The 15,760-nt window shown below is 44.2% G+C and carries 14 protein-coding genes; 9 read left to right on the plus strand and 5 right to left on the minus strand.

What is annotated here, in order from left to right:
• Positions 1 to 5: 5 nt before the first annotated feature.
• The 3 genes from trpB (at position 6) to L4D05_RS18370 (ending at position 3,568) form a co-directional block, all read left to right on the plus strand.
• The gene (gene trpB / locus L4D05_RS18360; protein ID WP_428753541.1) at positions 6 to 1,196 is read left to right on the plus strand and encodes a tryptophan synthase subunit beta; all 1,191 of its coding nucleotides are present in this window, start codon (positions 6 to 8) and stop codon (positions 1,194 to 1,196) included.
• A complete protein-coding gene (trpA, locus tag L4D05_RS18365; RefSeq protein ID WP_428794857.1) occupies positions 1,196 to 2,002 on the plus strand; it encodes a tryptophan synthase subunit alpha in 807 nt (268 codons plus the stop codon). Before trpB ends, trpA begins: the two co-directional genes overlap by 1 nt.
• Before the next feature lie 264 nt (positions 2,003 to 2,266).
• Positions 2,267 to 3,568, plus strand: a complete 1,302-nt coding sequence (locus tag L4D05_RS18370) for a dicarboxylate/amino acid:cation symporter (RefSeq protein WP_428794858.1) — start codon at positions 2,267 to 2,269, stop codon at positions 3,566 to 3,568.
• Positions 3,569 to 3,712: 144 nt separating this feature from the next.
• Here L4D05_RS18370 and L4D05_RS18375 read toward each other — a convergent pair whose 3' ends face one another.
• The gene (locus L4D05_RS18375) at positions 3,713 to 4,918 is read right to left on the minus strand and encodes a methyl-accepting chemotaxis protein (protein WP_428794859.1); all 1,206 of its coding nucleotides are present in this window, start codon (positions 4,916 to 4,918) and stop codon (positions 3,713 to 3,715) included.
• Between the two features lie 423 nt (positions 4,919 to 5,341).
• Between L4D05_RS18375 and L4D05_RS18380 the strand changes: the two genes are divergently transcribed.
• The 5 genes from L4D05_RS18380 (at position 5,342) to L4D05_RS18400 (ending at position 8,364) form a co-directional block, all read left to right on the plus strand.
• Positions 5,342 to 6,010: a hypothetical protein gene (locus L4D05_RS18380; protein WP_428794860.1), complete on the plus strand. Its 669-nt coding sequence runs from the start codon at positions 5,342 to 5,344 to the stop codon at positions 6,008 to 6,010.
• A 362-nt stretch (positions 6,011 to 6,372) separates the two neighbouring features.
• Entirely contained in the window at positions 6,373 to 6,945 is a 573-nt protein-coding gene (locus L4D05_RS18385; RefSeq protein ID WP_428794861.1) for a septation protein A, read from the plus strand.
• A gap of 88 nt (positions 6,946 to 7,033) precedes the next feature.
• Positions 7,034 to 7,435: an acyl-CoA thioester hydrolase YciA gene (gene yciA, locus L4D05_RS18390; protein ID WP_250618213.1), complete on the plus strand. Its 402-nt coding sequence runs from the start codon at positions 7,034 to 7,036 to the stop codon at positions 7,433 to 7,435.
• A 187-nt stretch (positions 7,436 to 7,622) separates the two neighbouring features.
• Entirely contained in the window at positions 7,623 to 7,919 is a 297-nt protein-coding gene (locus L4D05_RS18395) for a YciI family protein (protein WP_428794862.1), read from the plus strand.
• A gap of 4 nt (positions 7,920 to 7,923) precedes the next feature.
• Entirely contained in the window at positions 7,924 to 8,364 is a 441-nt protein-coding gene (locus L4D05_RS18400; RefSeq protein WP_428794863.1) for a GspS/AspS pilotin family protein, read from the plus strand.
• A 103-nt stretch (positions 8,365 to 8,467) separates the two neighbouring features.
• Here the strand turns inward: L4D05_RS18400 and metE are convergent, their stop codons facing one another.
• The gene (gene metE, locus L4D05_RS18405; protein WP_428794864.1) at positions 8,468 to 10,747 is read right to left on the minus strand and encodes a 5-methyltetrahydropteroyltriglutamate--homocysteine S-methyltransferase; all 2,280 of its coding nucleotides are present in this window, start codon (positions 10,745 to 10,747) and stop codon (positions 8,468 to 8,470) included.
• 193 nt (positions 10,748 to 10,940) lie between these two features.
• Between metE and metR the strand changes: the two genes are divergently transcribed.
• The gene (gene metR, locus L4D05_RS18410; protein WP_428794865.1) at positions 10,941 to 11,852 is read left to right on the plus strand and encodes an HTH-type transcriptional regulator MetR; all 912 of its coding nucleotides are present in this window, start codon (positions 10,941 to 10,943) and stop codon (positions 11,850 to 11,852) included.
• A gap of 173 nt (positions 11,853 to 12,025) precedes the next feature.
• Here metR and L4D05_RS18415 read toward each other — a convergent pair whose 3' ends face one another.
• The 3 genes from L4D05_RS18415 to L4D05_RS18425 all read right to left on the minus strand — a co-directional run bounded on the left by L4D05_RS18415 (position 12,026) and on the right by L4D05_RS18425 (position 15,539).
• A complete protein-coding gene (locus L4D05_RS18415; RefSeq protein WP_428794866.1) occupies positions 12,026 to 13,519 on the minus strand; it encodes an ArnT family glycosyltransferase in 1,494 nt (497 codons plus the stop codon).
• A gap of 251 nt (positions 13,520 to 13,770) precedes the next feature.
• Complete coding sequence (locus tag L4D05_RS18420; RefSeq protein WP_428794867.1) at positions 13,771 to 14,727, minus strand: hypothetical protein; 957 nt, start codon at positions 14,725 to 14,727, stop codon at positions 13,771 to 13,773.
• Positions 14,728 to 14,969: 242 nt separating this feature from the next.
• Positions 14,970 to 15,539, minus strand: a complete 570-nt coding sequence (locus tag L4D05_RS18425; RefSeq protein WP_428794868.1) for an aldolase/citrate lyase/malate synthase family protein — start codon at positions 15,537 to 15,539, stop codon at positions 14,970 to 14,972.
• Positions 15,540 to 15,760 lie beyond the last annotated feature (221 nt).

The following is a 15,760-nucleotide window of genomic DNA, read 5'->3' on the forward strand; positions in this document are numbered from 1 at the left end:
CAACCATGGCGAAATTGGATGCCTATTTTGGCGAATATGGTGGGCAATTCGTACCACAAATTCTTGTACCAGCACTTGATCAACTTGAACAAGCCTTCATTGATGCGCAAGACGATGACGAATTCCGCGCCGAATTCATGGGACTGCTGCAAGAATACGCTGGACGCCCAACGGCGTTAACGCTCACTCGTAACCTCACTAAGGGTACCAAAACAAAGCTGTACCTAAAGCGTGAAGATCTACTACACGGCGGGGCGCACAAGACCAACCAAGTACTTGGTCAAGCACTGCTTGCCAAACGCATGGGTAAAAAAGAGATCATTGCAGAAACTGGCGCAGGTCAACACGGCGTTGCAACCGCACTTGCTTGTGCGCTACTTGGGCTAAAATGTCGTGTCTATATGGGTGCAAAAGACGTTGAACGTCAAAACCCGAATGTTTTCCGTATGCGCTTAATGGGCGCAGAAGTAATTCCTGTACACTCAGGCTCTGCAACACTGAAAGACGCTTGTAATGAAGCTCTACGTGATTGGTCTGCCAGCTACGAAGAGGCTCACTACTTACTGGGTACGGCAGCAGGCCCGCACCCTTTCCCAACCATCGTACGTGAATTCCAACGTATGATTGGGGAAGAAACCAAACATCAAATTCTAGCACGTGAAGGTCGCTTGCCAGATGCGGTGATTGCTTGTGTCGGAGGCGGTTCAAATGCTATCGGTATGTTTGCTGATTTCATCGAAGAAGAATCGGTTCGTCTTATCGGTGTCGAGCCTGCGGGTTTAGGTATTGATACCGACCAGCACGGTGCGCCACTTAAACACGGTACAACGGGTATCTTCTTCGGTATGAAAGCACCGTTAATGCAAGACCCGCATGGCCAAATTGAAGAGTCTTACTCTGTCTCAGCAGGACTTGATTTTCCATCAGTGGGTCCGCAACACGCCCACCTCAACGCCATAGGTCGTGCTGAGTATGACGCGATTACCGATGACGAAGCACTAGAAGCGTTCCAAATTCTTGCTCGCCAAGAAGGCATCATCCCTGCCTTAGAATCTTCTCACGCGCTCGCACACGCGTTGAAAATGGCGCACAACGAACCAGAAAAAGAGCAACTGCTTGTGGTTAACCTTTCTGGTCGTGGAGACAAAGACATCTTTACTGTGCATGATATTTTGAAAGAAAAAGGAGCGCTATAATGGATCGTTATCAAGATATGTTTCGTCGCCTAGCCGAAAAACAACAAGGGGCTTTTGTTCCATTCGTGACCATCGGCGATCCAAACCCAGAGCTCTCTTTGCAAATCATGGAGACGCTAGTAGAAGCCGGTGCAGACGCGCTTGAACTGGGCATGCCATTTTCTGATCCTCAGGCAGACGGCCCAACCATTCAAGGGGCGAACATCCGTGCTCTGGATGCGAAGACCACACCACCAATCTGCTTTGACTTGATTGCAAAGATACGCAATAAATACCCAGAATTACCTATTGGTCTGCTTATGTATGCCAACTTAGTGTATTCAAAGGGTGTCGATACGTTCTACCAACAATGCGCAGAGGTTGGCGTCGACTCCGTGCTCATTGCGGACGTACCAACTAATGAAAGCAAAGAATTTGTTGCAGCGGCGCATAAACATGGCGTACACCCCATCTTTATTGCACCTCCGACCGCAACAGAAGACACGATCAAGCAAGTTGCTGAGCTTGGTGGGGGTTATACCTACTTGCTTTCCCGCGCTGGTGTAACGGGTACTGAAACTAAAGCCAACATGCCGATGACGACGCAGCTAGATAAGCTCATCAAGCACGATGCACCACCGTCTCTACTTGGTTTCGGTATTTCAGAGCCTCAACAAGTCAAAGACGCATTAAGTGCAGGGGCTGCTGGGGCTATTTCAGGTTCAGCCGTTGTGAAAATTATCGAGCGTAATCTTGATAATCCAACCACACTACTGTCGGAACTGAGCAAATTTGTGGCGTCAATGAAAGCCGCAACTCAACACTGATCGTAATTGTTATCAATCCATAAAGGTTGCACTTAAGTGCAACCTTTTTTTTACATCCCAACCTGCCAATTTATTCAAACCACCAATCCTTACCCACTCTTTTATGACCACTAAAGATAGCAAACGTTTGCTATTGATGGATAATTCACCACTCGTCACTCAATTTGTGCGTTTTCCTACATTATTCGTTTTCTAACAGTTGCTATAAGTGCTAATAAAGTGTAAAAAATCACTCGAAATAATAGTCTAACATTAACCGTTCTAATGGAAGACTATACTGGAGTATTACAATTTTACAGCACAGAGGTTAAGGAAGTGTTAAAAGACAAGTCAATGATAAAAAATATCGGTGTCCAAGTCGTCATCGCGATGATTCTCGGTACCGTGATTGGGGCGATGATGGGTCAGTCAGCTGCGATGTTTGCGCCGCTCGGTACCATTTTCATCAATTTAATTAAAATGCTCGTTATTCCACTGGTTGCGGTAGCACTTATTTCTGGTGCGGCTGGACTAGGTAACAGTAGTAACGCAGGCAAAGTTGGCGCGACGACGCTAGCATTTTTTGGCCTGACTTCAGCACTCGCTGTTGCACTGGCTCTATTCATGGGTGAAATCTTCGAACCGGGTGTCAACATCGACACAGCTGGTATCGAGGGCATGTTCTCTACTGAATACGCTTCAAAAGGTGATCTACCTTCTTTCTGGGCCACCCTAACCGGCATGATCCCAACCAACGTTTTCCAATCACTGAATGAAGCAAACATCCTGCAAATTCTCGTTTTCTGCCTGTTCTTCGGTATTGGTTTATCAAAACTTGAAGTATCAAAGCGCGATCCTCTTCTTAACGGCGTAAATTCAATTGTTGATGTCATGGTTTGGATGATCAACAAAGTGATGATCATTGCTCCAATTGGCGTATTTGGTCTAATGGCTGAAGCCGTTGGTACGTTTGGTTTTGGCGCATTGATGGTCGTGTTCAAACTGTTTGTGGTTTACACCGCCGCGATTTTGATTTTTGGCTTTGTGGTTTACCCGCTACTTATTCAAGTGTTCACCAAAACGTCAGCTAAGAAATTCCTTGGCGCAATGAAAAAGCCTCAAGCGGTTGCCCTATCGACAGCATCTTCAATGGCAACACTTCCTGTAACAATGGAAACATGTGAAAAAGAGCTAGGTGTTCGTAACTCAACAGCCTCTTTCGTTCTACCGCTAGGTGCAACGATTAACATGTCTGGTAACGCAATCTATTATGGCTTGGTTGCTATTTTCTTTGCTCAGCTGTTCAACATTGATTTATCAATGGGCGCGTATGTGGCAATCATCGTGACATCAACTCTTGGTGCAGTAGGTCAAGCAGGTGTTCCAGGTCCTTCGTTCCTAGTGGTTGCCGTGTTGCTTGCAGCAGGCATTCCAATCGAAGGTCTACCGCTTCTGTTCGCTCTTGACCGTATCTTCGATATGATCCGTACCGCGCTTAACATCACAGGTGATGCGGCATGTGCAGTCATTGTTGATGCGCTTGTAGAAGAAGAAACAGAAATAGAATTACAAAAGCAAAACGCATAATTGCTCACATGAGCCAGTGCTAGTGCTGCCTATTGTCATTTATCCGTAATCCAAAGCCGATCTTCTAAAGATCGGCTTTTTTACCGCTTATTAGAACCCTATATCGAGGATCGCTGTATCAGCCCGCCAGAGAAAGGTACCACACTAGACTCGAGCTATGACCCTATCCATGGTCGTTGATAGCGTCAGTAACGCATTTTTGTATTCCACACTTTGCTGGATGTTATTCATACAGTCCTGCAACTTAGTTTTTGACAAGCTAAGCCGCTGTGCATTGTCGTTGGTTAACCCAGATAACTGCTCCGACTGACCTTTTACCTCTCGACCAAAATGTATCAACTGCTCTATATCATCAGAAATACCGACAAACCTCGCTTCCGATTCACGACAACTTGACATCAAGTTCGCTATCTTGTCATTACTCTTTGCTATTCGCGCTTGTAATCCGTCTGACACGTGCATCAATTCTTGATTCATATCTTTAATATCCAACACTGAATGACGGGATGTTTCTGACAACTCACGAACTTGTTCGGCAACCACAGAAAACCCTCGCCCAAACTCTCCCGCTCTCGCCGCTTCGATAGCGGCATTAAGTGCTAATAAATTGGTTTGCTCTGAAATTTTTTCAATTAACGCGACCGACTGAGTGGCCTTATTGACAGCAGCGCTCATCTGCTGGCTCGCAGTAGATACCGCTTTAGCGTCTGCCGCTAATCCTTGTACGCTATCCGCTATAGTTGAAATATTATGCCTCACCACTTGTATACTGCTTGATAACGACTCAATAGACACAAGCGCCGTAGAAGCACTACTGGTATTACATTCAGCGGTCTGCGTCATTAACCCGATTTCCCTACGAGTTCGATCGACGTGTTCATCCTGACTGATTACATTCTTCAAGGTATCAGCAGATAAAATATCCAACTGATTGGAGACATCTCTTAGTTCATCAACCGCAAAGGACATGTCTTTTAGCAATGTCACCAGCTTGTCGAGCGTTGCATCTGTCGCTTCACCAATTTGTCCAAACTCGTCAGAACCAGAAAAGCCAATCCGTGCATCAATGCTTCCAGAATTCACGTCATGCATGACTTGTTTAACATGATCTAATAGAGGCAAAATGCTATTTTTTATTGCCCATGCTAATAGAGATATGACCAGCATCGAAAGCAGTAATATTGCGATAAACACCTGCTCATTGAACGTCAAGTTGTCAGTGCTGACTACCACCGCTACCCCAACGCCCCCTAGAGCTAAATTCGCTAATATACTGGGTAGCAATAGCTTCCAGTCCATACTCACATTCATCAACACTCTGTCGATAATCCCTACCTTCACTACGTCCATTCTATGCCTCCTGCAAATACACCCCATCAATTGTAGATATATAGCACAACAATTGTATACAAATTAATTAATTTTTGTGAACAACACTCAGTATCATCGAAGGTAGTAATTCGAGATATCCCTTTACCGACCGAAATTTATATCAGCGCTTTGAAAATGGGTTTATTACGTGGCATGGGTCGCAGATAGCGATGAAAACCATAGAAAACCTATTACTACCCGAGGGGAGATATGTAAAAACCACTTAAAAATTAAGGGGTTATTGTAACTTTAATTCTGTTTTTTTATTCAATTAACTCGTGTAATTGCTACTCTTCAACTATGGTTAGGTCATAATACTTATGCCTCATGATCTGGCTTACTAAGAGATCTAAAGGAACATACCGTCAACAGAGAAACTACGAAAAGGACGTCGAGGATAATATGGGAAAGATTATTTTTTACATGCCAACCCCAACAACAGATGGTAGAGCGTGGCTAGAATACGGTGACTATCAAGACGAACATGGCACCTATGCCACCAGCCCAACAAGACGTAAGAACCATCGTTGGATTCAGTATTTATGGACAGTAAAGCAAAAAGAAGCCATACAGGTTTGGTATCAACCTGGCGTCAAAATTCCAGAGTTGATGAATATTGCTAATGACGACCAAATTTATATCCGAGGCCATGGTTTCCCAGGAAAAGAAAGTATTTCAATGGCAAAAAGCTGGGGAACCACCGTCGGGCACCGATATGTTGTCGATAGGTTAAAAGAAAATGGTCTTCCAAAAACCTTCTCTGGAAAAATTAAATGCTATAACTGCAACAGCGCATCGTGGTTTGATGGCAAACGCAGCTTTGCACAAGCCTTAGCGGATTACATGTATGGCTGGGGTTATAACAAATGTACGTACTATGGCTACCGTGGAAAGCTTGATTCTTATTATAAAGACGGCTTAGCCGGGCTTCACAAATACGTCAGAGCCAATGGCGGTGATACCGATGGAGTCTGCAGAGCCAGTGATGCTCGGGTACAAATCAAGCCACAAGACCTTCACCCGCCACAATACGCCACAATTTCTGGACTGAAAAAACCCATCGCAGAGTAACGTGTTTAAGCGAGTATATTCAATGCAAGGTTGTCACGAACCGCCTTGCATTGCTGTTTACTTTCATTACTATTTGCTCGCATGGCTACTCACTGTCAAATTAGCCTTTAATTTCGCGGTATCTGTTACCTAACGACGTTATTTGTTACTCACCTAAATTATTACGGCACACTTTGTTACCCATCCCATTATTTACACTTTGTCTATAAAACAAGCGTCTAGAACCCGTTTACCGCTTACCTTTCCTCTTACAATGCAAGGACGGAAGGAATAGTATTGTTTCTAATTGTCTCTAATGGTTTTGTATTCTTAAAGTTTTGGTTACACTGTCGTCAATTATTACTGCAAGGTTTGCAAGAAACATGAAGCAACTTATTGATTTTATTCCCCTGATTATTTTCTTTGTGCTGTATAAAATGCAGGACATCTATGTCGCAACAGGCGCACTCATCGCTGCGACAGCAGTACAAATTGTCTTAACCTACTTCCTTTATAAAAAAGTAGAAAAGATGCAGGTCATCACCTTTCTAATGGTCGCCGTATTTGGTGGCATGACTATTTTCTTACATGATGACAATTTCATTAAATGGAAAGTCACCATCGTGTACACTATTTTTGCAATTGGTCTCGCAGTAAGCCATGCCATTGGCCGTAGCGCTATTAAAGGCATGCTGGGCAAAGAAATCACCTTACCCGATCACGTCTGGGCGAAGGTGACTTGGGCTTGGGTAGCGTTTTTCTCGTTTTGTGCTGGCCTAAACGTTTATGTCGCTTATGAGTTTCCACTCGATGTATGGGTGAACTTTAAAGTCTTTGGTCTATTAGCTGCCACGCTCGGCTTTACGGTCGTAACCGGTGTCTACATCTACAAATACATGCCAAAAGACGAAGACGGTAAACCAACCAAAAGTGAGAATGAAGATCACATGTCTTGATTCGCTGTGCGGATTTTGTATACTCCGCACCATATCTGAATTGCAGCGACCTTAGGGTCGCTGTTTTGCTTTTTGGAAGCTTATCATCATGACAAATACAATTACGACCACTCCTAAAGGTCAATTAATCATCCGTACGCTGGCTATGCCGGAAAATACTAATGCAAACGGCGATATTTTCGGTGGCTGGATCATGTCTCAACTCGACTTAGCAGGCGGTATTCTTGCAAAAGAAATCTCTCACGGTCGAATCGCTACAGTTTCGGTTTCTGGTATCACATTTAAGCACCCTGTAAAAGTGGGTGACGTAGTGTGCTGCTACGGCGAATGTACTAAAATCGGTAATACGTCGATGTCTATAAACCTTGAAGTCTGGGTTAAGCCTGTGACAACAGAAGGTGTTGGTGAGCGCTATCAAGTCTGTGAAGGGACGTTTCATTACGTTGCCATTGATGGAAATGGGAGACCACGTCCAATTAATCCAAATTAAGCATCAGTGGACGATGACTTTTACGCTAAAAAGTGACATCGTATAGCCATAGGTATCGTGCGCGTTATTTTTCTCTGTACGTTAGCAATAGCCAAGTTACGTTTCCGTCGTCAAAGAGCGGAACGACCCATCGCTAACGATATAACCGCACCATTTGTCACGACTTAATGATTTGAAGGAACCAAATATGTGGTATGTCATTTTTTCTCAAGACGTAGAAAACTCACTTGAGAAACGTATGAGTGTTCGTCCTCAGCATCTCGCCAGGCTACAACAACTTCAAGATGAAGGACGCCTGTTAACCGCAGGGCCAATGCCTGCTATTGATAGCGATAACCCTGGCGATGCAGGTTTTACCGGTTCAACCGTCATTGCAGAGTTTAACTCTTTAGCAGATGCACAAGCATGGGCGGATAGCGACCCTTATATTGATGCTGGCGTTTATCATAGCGTTATCGTAAAACCTTTTAAAAAAGTATTCTAATATCATGAAATCTCTTTTGAAAAGTCGCGTTATTTGGTTGTCACTTGCTGCCATTACCTCACTTGCTGGCTGTTCAAGCAAAGGTGACGATGAGCAGCGTCAGCTGGAAATGCTCGCGCAAAGCCGAGCCAGTATTTTATCTTCTGGTTTACCGATCGAGCATGGTCCTCTTTCCATCATGAAAGCGTCTGCCAGTAAAGGTACCGTAGAAATCATGATGTTATACAATACAGATGCGAGAGGGGCAAAGCCCATTGATGAAGTCTTGCATAACAGCATGAACTTTTATTGTACCGATAGAGAAGTAAAAGCGAATCTCGACTTAGGGCTGACCTATCGCATCATGATGCGCAATACTCGCGGACAGATGATGGTCGACCAAATGGTGACGAAGCAGTATTGTGACCAGCCGTCAAAATCAGCGGCTCAACCCGCAACAAAATAATACTACGCACTCAATTACTATTAAGTTCGACACAAAAAAATGGCTTGCAGATGCAAGCCATTTTCAGTTTGATGACATGAACTTCATCGCTAGTGTATTGCTGCTACGCGAGTGTCGTTCGTAAACGTTTTGCCGCTTCAACCAAGTGCTTCAACGAGGTCTCTGTCTCCTGCCAGTTTCGAGTTTTCAAACCACAATCCGGGTTCACCCATAAGCGCTCTACCGGAATACGTGTCGCCGCTTTTTCAATCAGCTGCTCAATCCATTCCACATCAGGTACGTTGGGTGAATGAATATCGTAGACGCCCGGCCCAATTTCATTCGGATAGTTAAATGCTTCAAACGCATTAAGCAATTCCATGTTCGAACGAGATGTCTCTATGGTAATGACATCGGCATCCAATGCGGCTACCGAATCAATAATTTCATTGAATTCGCTATAACACATATGAGTGTGGATTTGAGTTTCAGGTTTAGCACTGGCTGCTGAAACTTTAAACGCATTTACCGCCCAGTTTAAATATTCTGCATGATCTCTGGTTTTTAGCGGCAACCCCTCACGAATAGCAGGTTCATCAATTTGAATGATATTAATACCAGCCGATTGCAGATCGGATACTTCATCTTGCAAAGCAAACGCTAACTGATTGGTAATGGTTTCTCTTGTCACATCTTCACGCGGGAAGGTCCAACATAAGATGGTAACAGGGCCTGTCAGCATCCCTTTCATCGGTTTTTCAGTTAACGATTGAGCATAGCAGGTCCAATCTACGGTCATCGGTGCTTCACGCTCAATATCGGCAACAACAATCGCCGGTTTTACACAGCGAGAGCCGTAGCTTTGTACCCAACCAAATTGCGTGGTTTGAAAGCCTGACAGGTTTTCTGCGAAGTACTCCACCATATCGTTACGTTCGGCTTCGCCATGAACCAACACGTCTAAGCCAATCTCCTCTTGGCGCTTCACGGTATCTTGAATAAACCCTTGGATTGCTTCTTTGTATTGCGCTTGGGTAATATCACCACGCTTAAACGCAGCTCGAGTTTGTCTTACTTCGCTGGTTTGCGGGAATGAGCCAATCGTCGTCGTCGGCAACAATGGCAGTTTAAGCACTTCTTTTTGGTGATGAGCTCGCTCTGCGTACACAGCACTACGGTTAGCATCGTTCGCATTCAAGCCAGCGAGTCTCTGCTGTACACTGGCCTTATTGACCCAAGTAGAAAGCTCACGGTCAATAATCGGTTGACTGTACTGAGCACAATATTCAACCGCTTTTTCATCGCCTTCAAGCGCTCTAGATAACCAACTGACTTCGGAAACTTTTTGTTTAGCAAAAGCAAACCAGTTTTTCGTTTCGTCAGATAATTTAGTCTCAAGATCTAAATCTACCGGGCTGTGTAACAAAGAACACGAGGTTGCTACCCAAAGGCGCTCGCCTAGTTGCAGTTTCGCATCACGTAGAGCACTCAACTTACTATGAAGGTTAGCACGCCAAACATTACGCCCATTGATCACACCAGCAGATAGCACCCATTGACTTGGCAGTGCTTTCACGACGTCATCAAGTTGCTCAGGCGCTGCCGCTAAATCAATATGTAGGCCATCAACATCCAGCTCGGTAATGGTTGGTAATACATCAACAATAGAATCAAAATAAGTAGTGAGTAGCACCTTTACATCGCTTCTAATAACTTGATATACCAATTTAAAGCTATCTAGCCATTTCGACTCAAGCTCAAGTGCCAATATAGGCTCATCAATTTGTACCCATTCCACACCCAACTTTTCAAATTTGGTGAAAATAGCTTGGTAAGCGGTAAGCAGTCTTGGCAGCAGAGCTAATCGGTCAAAGCCCTCTTCCACTTCTTTACCAAGGTACAAATAACTCAACGGCCCAAGCAATACTGGCTTAACATTATGGCCTTGCTGCTTCGCTTCACTAATCTCATCAAATAACTGAGTCCAGCTCAATTCAAACTTATCATCGGCAGTGAATTCCGGCACGATGTAATGATAGTTAGTATTAAACCATTTGGTCATGTCTGATGCGGCTTCACCTGAGCACCCACAACTGGCTTGTGACTGCCCTCTACCAACGCGAAATAGCGTATCAAGATCAGGGAAGCCGCGTTGATGGCGCTTAGGGACATGACCCAACAACAAGCTTGTTCCGAGTACATGGTCATACCAAGCGAAATCGCCAGCAGTGGTAAACGACAATGCATTATCTTGCTGAAGTACCCAGTTCTTTTTGCGAATACCAGACGCCACCTGTTGCAGTGCTTTTACGTCTGTCTCACCTTTCCAGTACTGTTCAAGTGCAAATTTCAGCTCGCGTTTCTCGCCAACTCGTGGGTAACCCAAAATATGTGTTGTTGTCATGGTGATATTCCTTATTAAGCAGTCCAGATGTCTAAACTATCCCGCACCATTCAATATAAAACAACTCCAATTAATTCACCTTGGTTATGAATTATTTTCAACATCTTTAGTAATGAGTTATAGCCGTCTAGACGTTTACTTAAGGAAGAATTCGCGTTAAGTTAGTCCTCAGGGATAAAGATTAGGGACAGTCATGATAGAGCTTAAGCATCTAAAAACATTAGCAACATTGCGAGACACGGGGTCGCTTACTGCGACAGCAACCTCACTACACCTGACTCAGTCGGCACTCTCCCATCAACTTAAAGATCTAGAAACACGGATTAGTGCACCGCTGTTTATTCGAAAAACTCGCCCAGTAAAATTTACCTCAGAAGGCGAGATTTTGTTAAAGCTCGCCAATGAAATTTTGCCTCGATTCGCGCAAGCAGAAGGCGAGTTGGCGGGATTAAGAGAAGACATACATGGTCGTCTTCACATGGCTATCGACTGCCATTCTTGTTTTCAATGGCTCATGCCTGCACTCAAAGAATATCAACTTGCTTGGCCACACGTGGAGTTGGATTTCTCTTCCGGTTTTGGCTTTGAGCCTCTACCCGCATTAGTCGCTGGCGAACTCGACCTTGTTATTACCTCCGATATCCAACCGCGATCAGAAGTGCACTACGAAGCCTTGTTCGATTTTGAAATGCGCTTAGTGACATCAATTTCACACCCTCTAGCCGAGAAAGATCGCATTGAACCCAATGACATTACCGACCAAACGTTGCTCACTTACCCAGTGCAAAAGCAGCGTCTCGACATTGTGAAGCACTTCCTTACCCCCGCAGGAGTGGAACCACAGCGATGGAAACAAGCAGACAATACCTTAATGCTAATTCAAATGGTCTCTGCTGGTCTTGGTGTTGCAGCGCTACCGAATTGGGCGGTGAGCGAATTCTCAAGACAAGGGTTAATTACCAGTAAACCACTCGGAGAAGGACTCTGGCGAAGGCTGTATGCTGCAGTTAGGCACAGCGAAAAGGACAAGCATTACCTGCAAGCATTTTTCTCCACCGCTAGACAGCAATGTCAACAACACCTGGAAGGGATTCGCGTCGCATAAGGCGAGCACCTACTAACGATCTCACGCCTTAGAAACATCTGCTAATGCGCATACGTTGATTACACACGCTGAACAAAGTTAACGAGTAATAGTACATACCCACAGACATAAAAATGGCTCGTTAGTTAAACGAGCCATTTCTTATCTTCTGTAACTTTTCAATTAGCGTCTATTTATTGAGGCTTGACCACGCCGATACAGATTGGCTCTTCTGGCTCTTGTGGTGAATCTTGAAATATCACTTCTTTTTGAACATCTACGCTAAACTGGGGCCACTCATTCGTGAACCGAGAAAACGCACCATCATGGCAACCTTGCCCGGCATAGCCTAGTAGCAATACACCTTGCGCACGGATTTTGTCTGCGGTGATGTGACGGTTATAAACATTCGGCAGCGTATCGTTATTCCATTGATTCGTCATTTTTGGGTGAGGTGCGATATAAAACGTCAGCCATTCAGAAAGCTCACTGCCACCCACTAACGTAAGCTCTGCGTCGGTATTTTCATCCCAATACTGCTTCGCTTGATTGCTCAGTGTCTTAATACCAATAAAGTCTTGCCCAGCATTCTTCACGTTAAAAATCATCACCGATGCATAACCAGTAATAATCACCAACGCCATAACAGACAGCACTTTAAACGCACCGCGCAGTTGACCGTGGATTTGCGTTGACAGATAAGCCACTAAAACAGCAGGAGCAGGCATAAAGAATGGGTGCAACCACTCGACTAATCGTCCACCTTTATGGAAGGTAAACCAACCCATAATCACAATGAGCGGCGCGAGTAGAACAAACGTGTTTAGCCATACTTTTTCTGGAATGGAAGATCTAAAGCGAAACGCATTCTTGCCTAGCAATCCTGCAAGGAGAATAAAAGGATAAAACACGGAAAGCAGCGCCAACCAACTACCTGGGCTTAACTGTGCCGATACTTGCCCACTCACCCACTTAAGTGAAGAGAAGTTATTAGCAAACAGCCAAAAAAAGTTTGGCAGTACCAGAGCAATAAATGCCGCAATGCCCGCGTAAAACATTGGTTGTTTCCATGCTTTGCGGACACTTGGCACTGCTAAGCTCACAATAAACACCATGGCTACAGGCGCGAAAGTGGTGTACTTCGCCATTGCAGAACAACCCGCAAGGATACCAAATGGAACCCACCACTTTGGATTCTCATACACCGCTTTGGTAAACATCAACAATAACCATGACCAAGAGCCAAACAACAAGTAATTGTCGTTATATGGGATTGCCTCAAAGTTAATGACACCAGAAAGGTTCAGCGTTAATAGCCCCAACCATGCTAGAGCGACAGAATCGGTTAGTTTGTACGCCAAACGGTAACAACCGAGCATACCTAAGGCAATCACACTGAAATGACCAACATACCAAAACGCCGAGGCAAACTCTGTTGAAGGAGACACTAGAAGAACACGAGCAAAAAATCCAACAAACCAAGGGTTATTTGGGCTACCCCACTCACCGTTACTGGCCCAATTTAAGGCTTCAATCGCATCATAAGGTACGGCTGGGTCAAGTTGATAAGAGACAAATGCCCATGCAACGGCATAGATAAAGCACCAGATGCCGGCCATTCGGTGTGAACGCTCTACCTCTTCGGCGCTTACGCCTTCTCGATCAAAACTTAAAATTGTTGTTAGCATTGGTTGAACTGACTCCCCGATACCTTTCATATCGCTGTTAACGTTTTTGGCTGTGAACTTTACGCAAAATAAACTCGAGACTAAACGGTGTTACGTCAATTCTCTGTAAATATCAATGCGATATATAAGCCACTAAAATATAGACGCAAATATTATAAAAAACACAAATAAAAGGCAGGTCTTTACGTGTATGGATTTGTCATGAGGTAAAGCTCAGCAATGACGTGAACACAAACGGATTGTCTATCTACTCAGCAAGCAGAGGTCTCAAGGGCCAATTGAGACCAAACTAACTGGTTGGGATCTGAATGATTAACCCAGGATTTATCCTCACGCGCTTCTAAATAACACTGAATACCATCAAATAATTGAAACGCTCTTGGCCCACCTAAGTGCTCATGTTCCTCAAAGAAGCGGTCTTCAAAGTGCGACAACTGATGAAGGTTCGCTATCGATCGGTTCATCATCCATGCGATTGCTTCAGCTTCAACCATGATGTTGTTGAGCCTCACTGTCTGAATAGTACTGACATCCACGCAATTCAGCTGCGTGTTTGACCGCTTTTGGGCTTGGTCCGTTTCTCGACGTTGTTGCTCAACCTCACATAACAATTGGCCTCTTAGTTTTTGTGTCGGCCTTGGATTTAATCGCGCAATTCGTAAACAGTATTCAAACTGCTCCTTACCTAGAATATCAAATAGACCAGTAAGCAGCGCTTCATCCACTCCCTCTGATTTCACATAGAAAGCCAAGGCTGACTTGACATTTAAAAACCGAGTGCCTTGAAATTCAAAAAAGAAAGTATCATCACACGACTCCACTGCAGTGCCATCTACCGTCAGCATCCAGCCCTGAAAATCGACCCTTTCGCGCGCAATTTCATACATTTTCCATGCGCTTGCTCTAAAACCTTCAAAAATCGCGCCTTCTAGTTGCGACTGCTCCAGCTCTTCCTTGGTCCAATTTACACCGATACCAAGATGTTTCGCATACTTATTAAGAAGACGATCCTTTATATGCAAACGAAGCGGCCAAATCGTCATCGTTACTTTTTTATCGGTAAAAGAAGCGCACTCAGTACAAGTGGGCAACTCAATTCCGCCACTGATGGACAGAGGGCATCGTAACGTCCCACTGCTGGGCTCGCCACAAAACCAACATTGGTATCGTGATTCAAAAGGTATATCGATGGGAAAATAATCAGCCACGTTATTGGATCCTGAGCAGTAAATACGAAGTGCAAAGTACAGGGGACTACGAATAAGTGCGAGAATACAGGAAGGTGACTAGGCATGTCGATTCGGCTGGCGGATTTAGCGATATATTTAGCTATCTGGAGAAGTTATGCACGAAGCCGCGCTGGCGACGTAGCATTAAAGGTCTAAACAATGAGCCAGAGAAGACACTTCTCTGGCTCATTGTTAAATTATATTACCGATAGATTAGTGCATTAAAAAGAAAACGCAAAACCTAGTGCATAGTCATCACCGTTTTTCGCAGTGTATTCTTTATCTTCATTACTCGTTTTTGGGCGACACTTTTCATCCCCCTTCACCAAACTTACCCAATGGCGAAGGCCCGTCCCATTGTACCCTTCTGCTTGTCCAAATGTTGTACAGGTTTCAAGCTGAATATCTTCAATAGTGACAAACTCAAGACATCCTGTACCTTTACGACGGCCCATTGTTACTTCTACATGCGTCCCACTTTCATCACGAAGTAAAATGGAGTCCGGCGCGCATTTATCACCGGTATAAGCGACAAAGCGTTTAGCATGCTTAAGGCCACAGTGCTGGCCATTTTTGAAATAAGCCTGTACATGACGGTAGTTAATTTCGTAGCTCACCACATCTTCATGAGAGCCATTATCTAGCGGGAATAAGGTATCAAGAAGTTGTTTCGCCATTTTTTGCTTTTGCGTCAGCTCATTAGATTTGACCATTTCCACGGCAAACACAGCTTCTGCGATAAAATTATGTGTGTGATGTTGTTCTGTTTTATCGAATGTCTGCATATTCATAGTCTATTCCTTCAAAGCTAATGGATAAAAACTTAAGCAAATCCCCTAAACGTTGGTGCTAATTCGTCATCGTTATTGCTTGTTAAGTAGCATAGCGCTTTTTTGACAACAATTTCACAACGAAATTTTTACACTGTCAATTTTACAAAACCACTCTGTAAAAAACACACCATGACCAACAAAAATATGAGCATTAATACTTAGTATTCAAAAGGTTATAA

The organism is Vibrio nomapromontoriensis, assembly GCF_050337205.1.
GTDB lineage: Bacteria > Pseudomonadota > Gammaproteobacteria > Enterobacterales > Vibrionaceae > Vibrio > Vibrio nomapromontoriensis.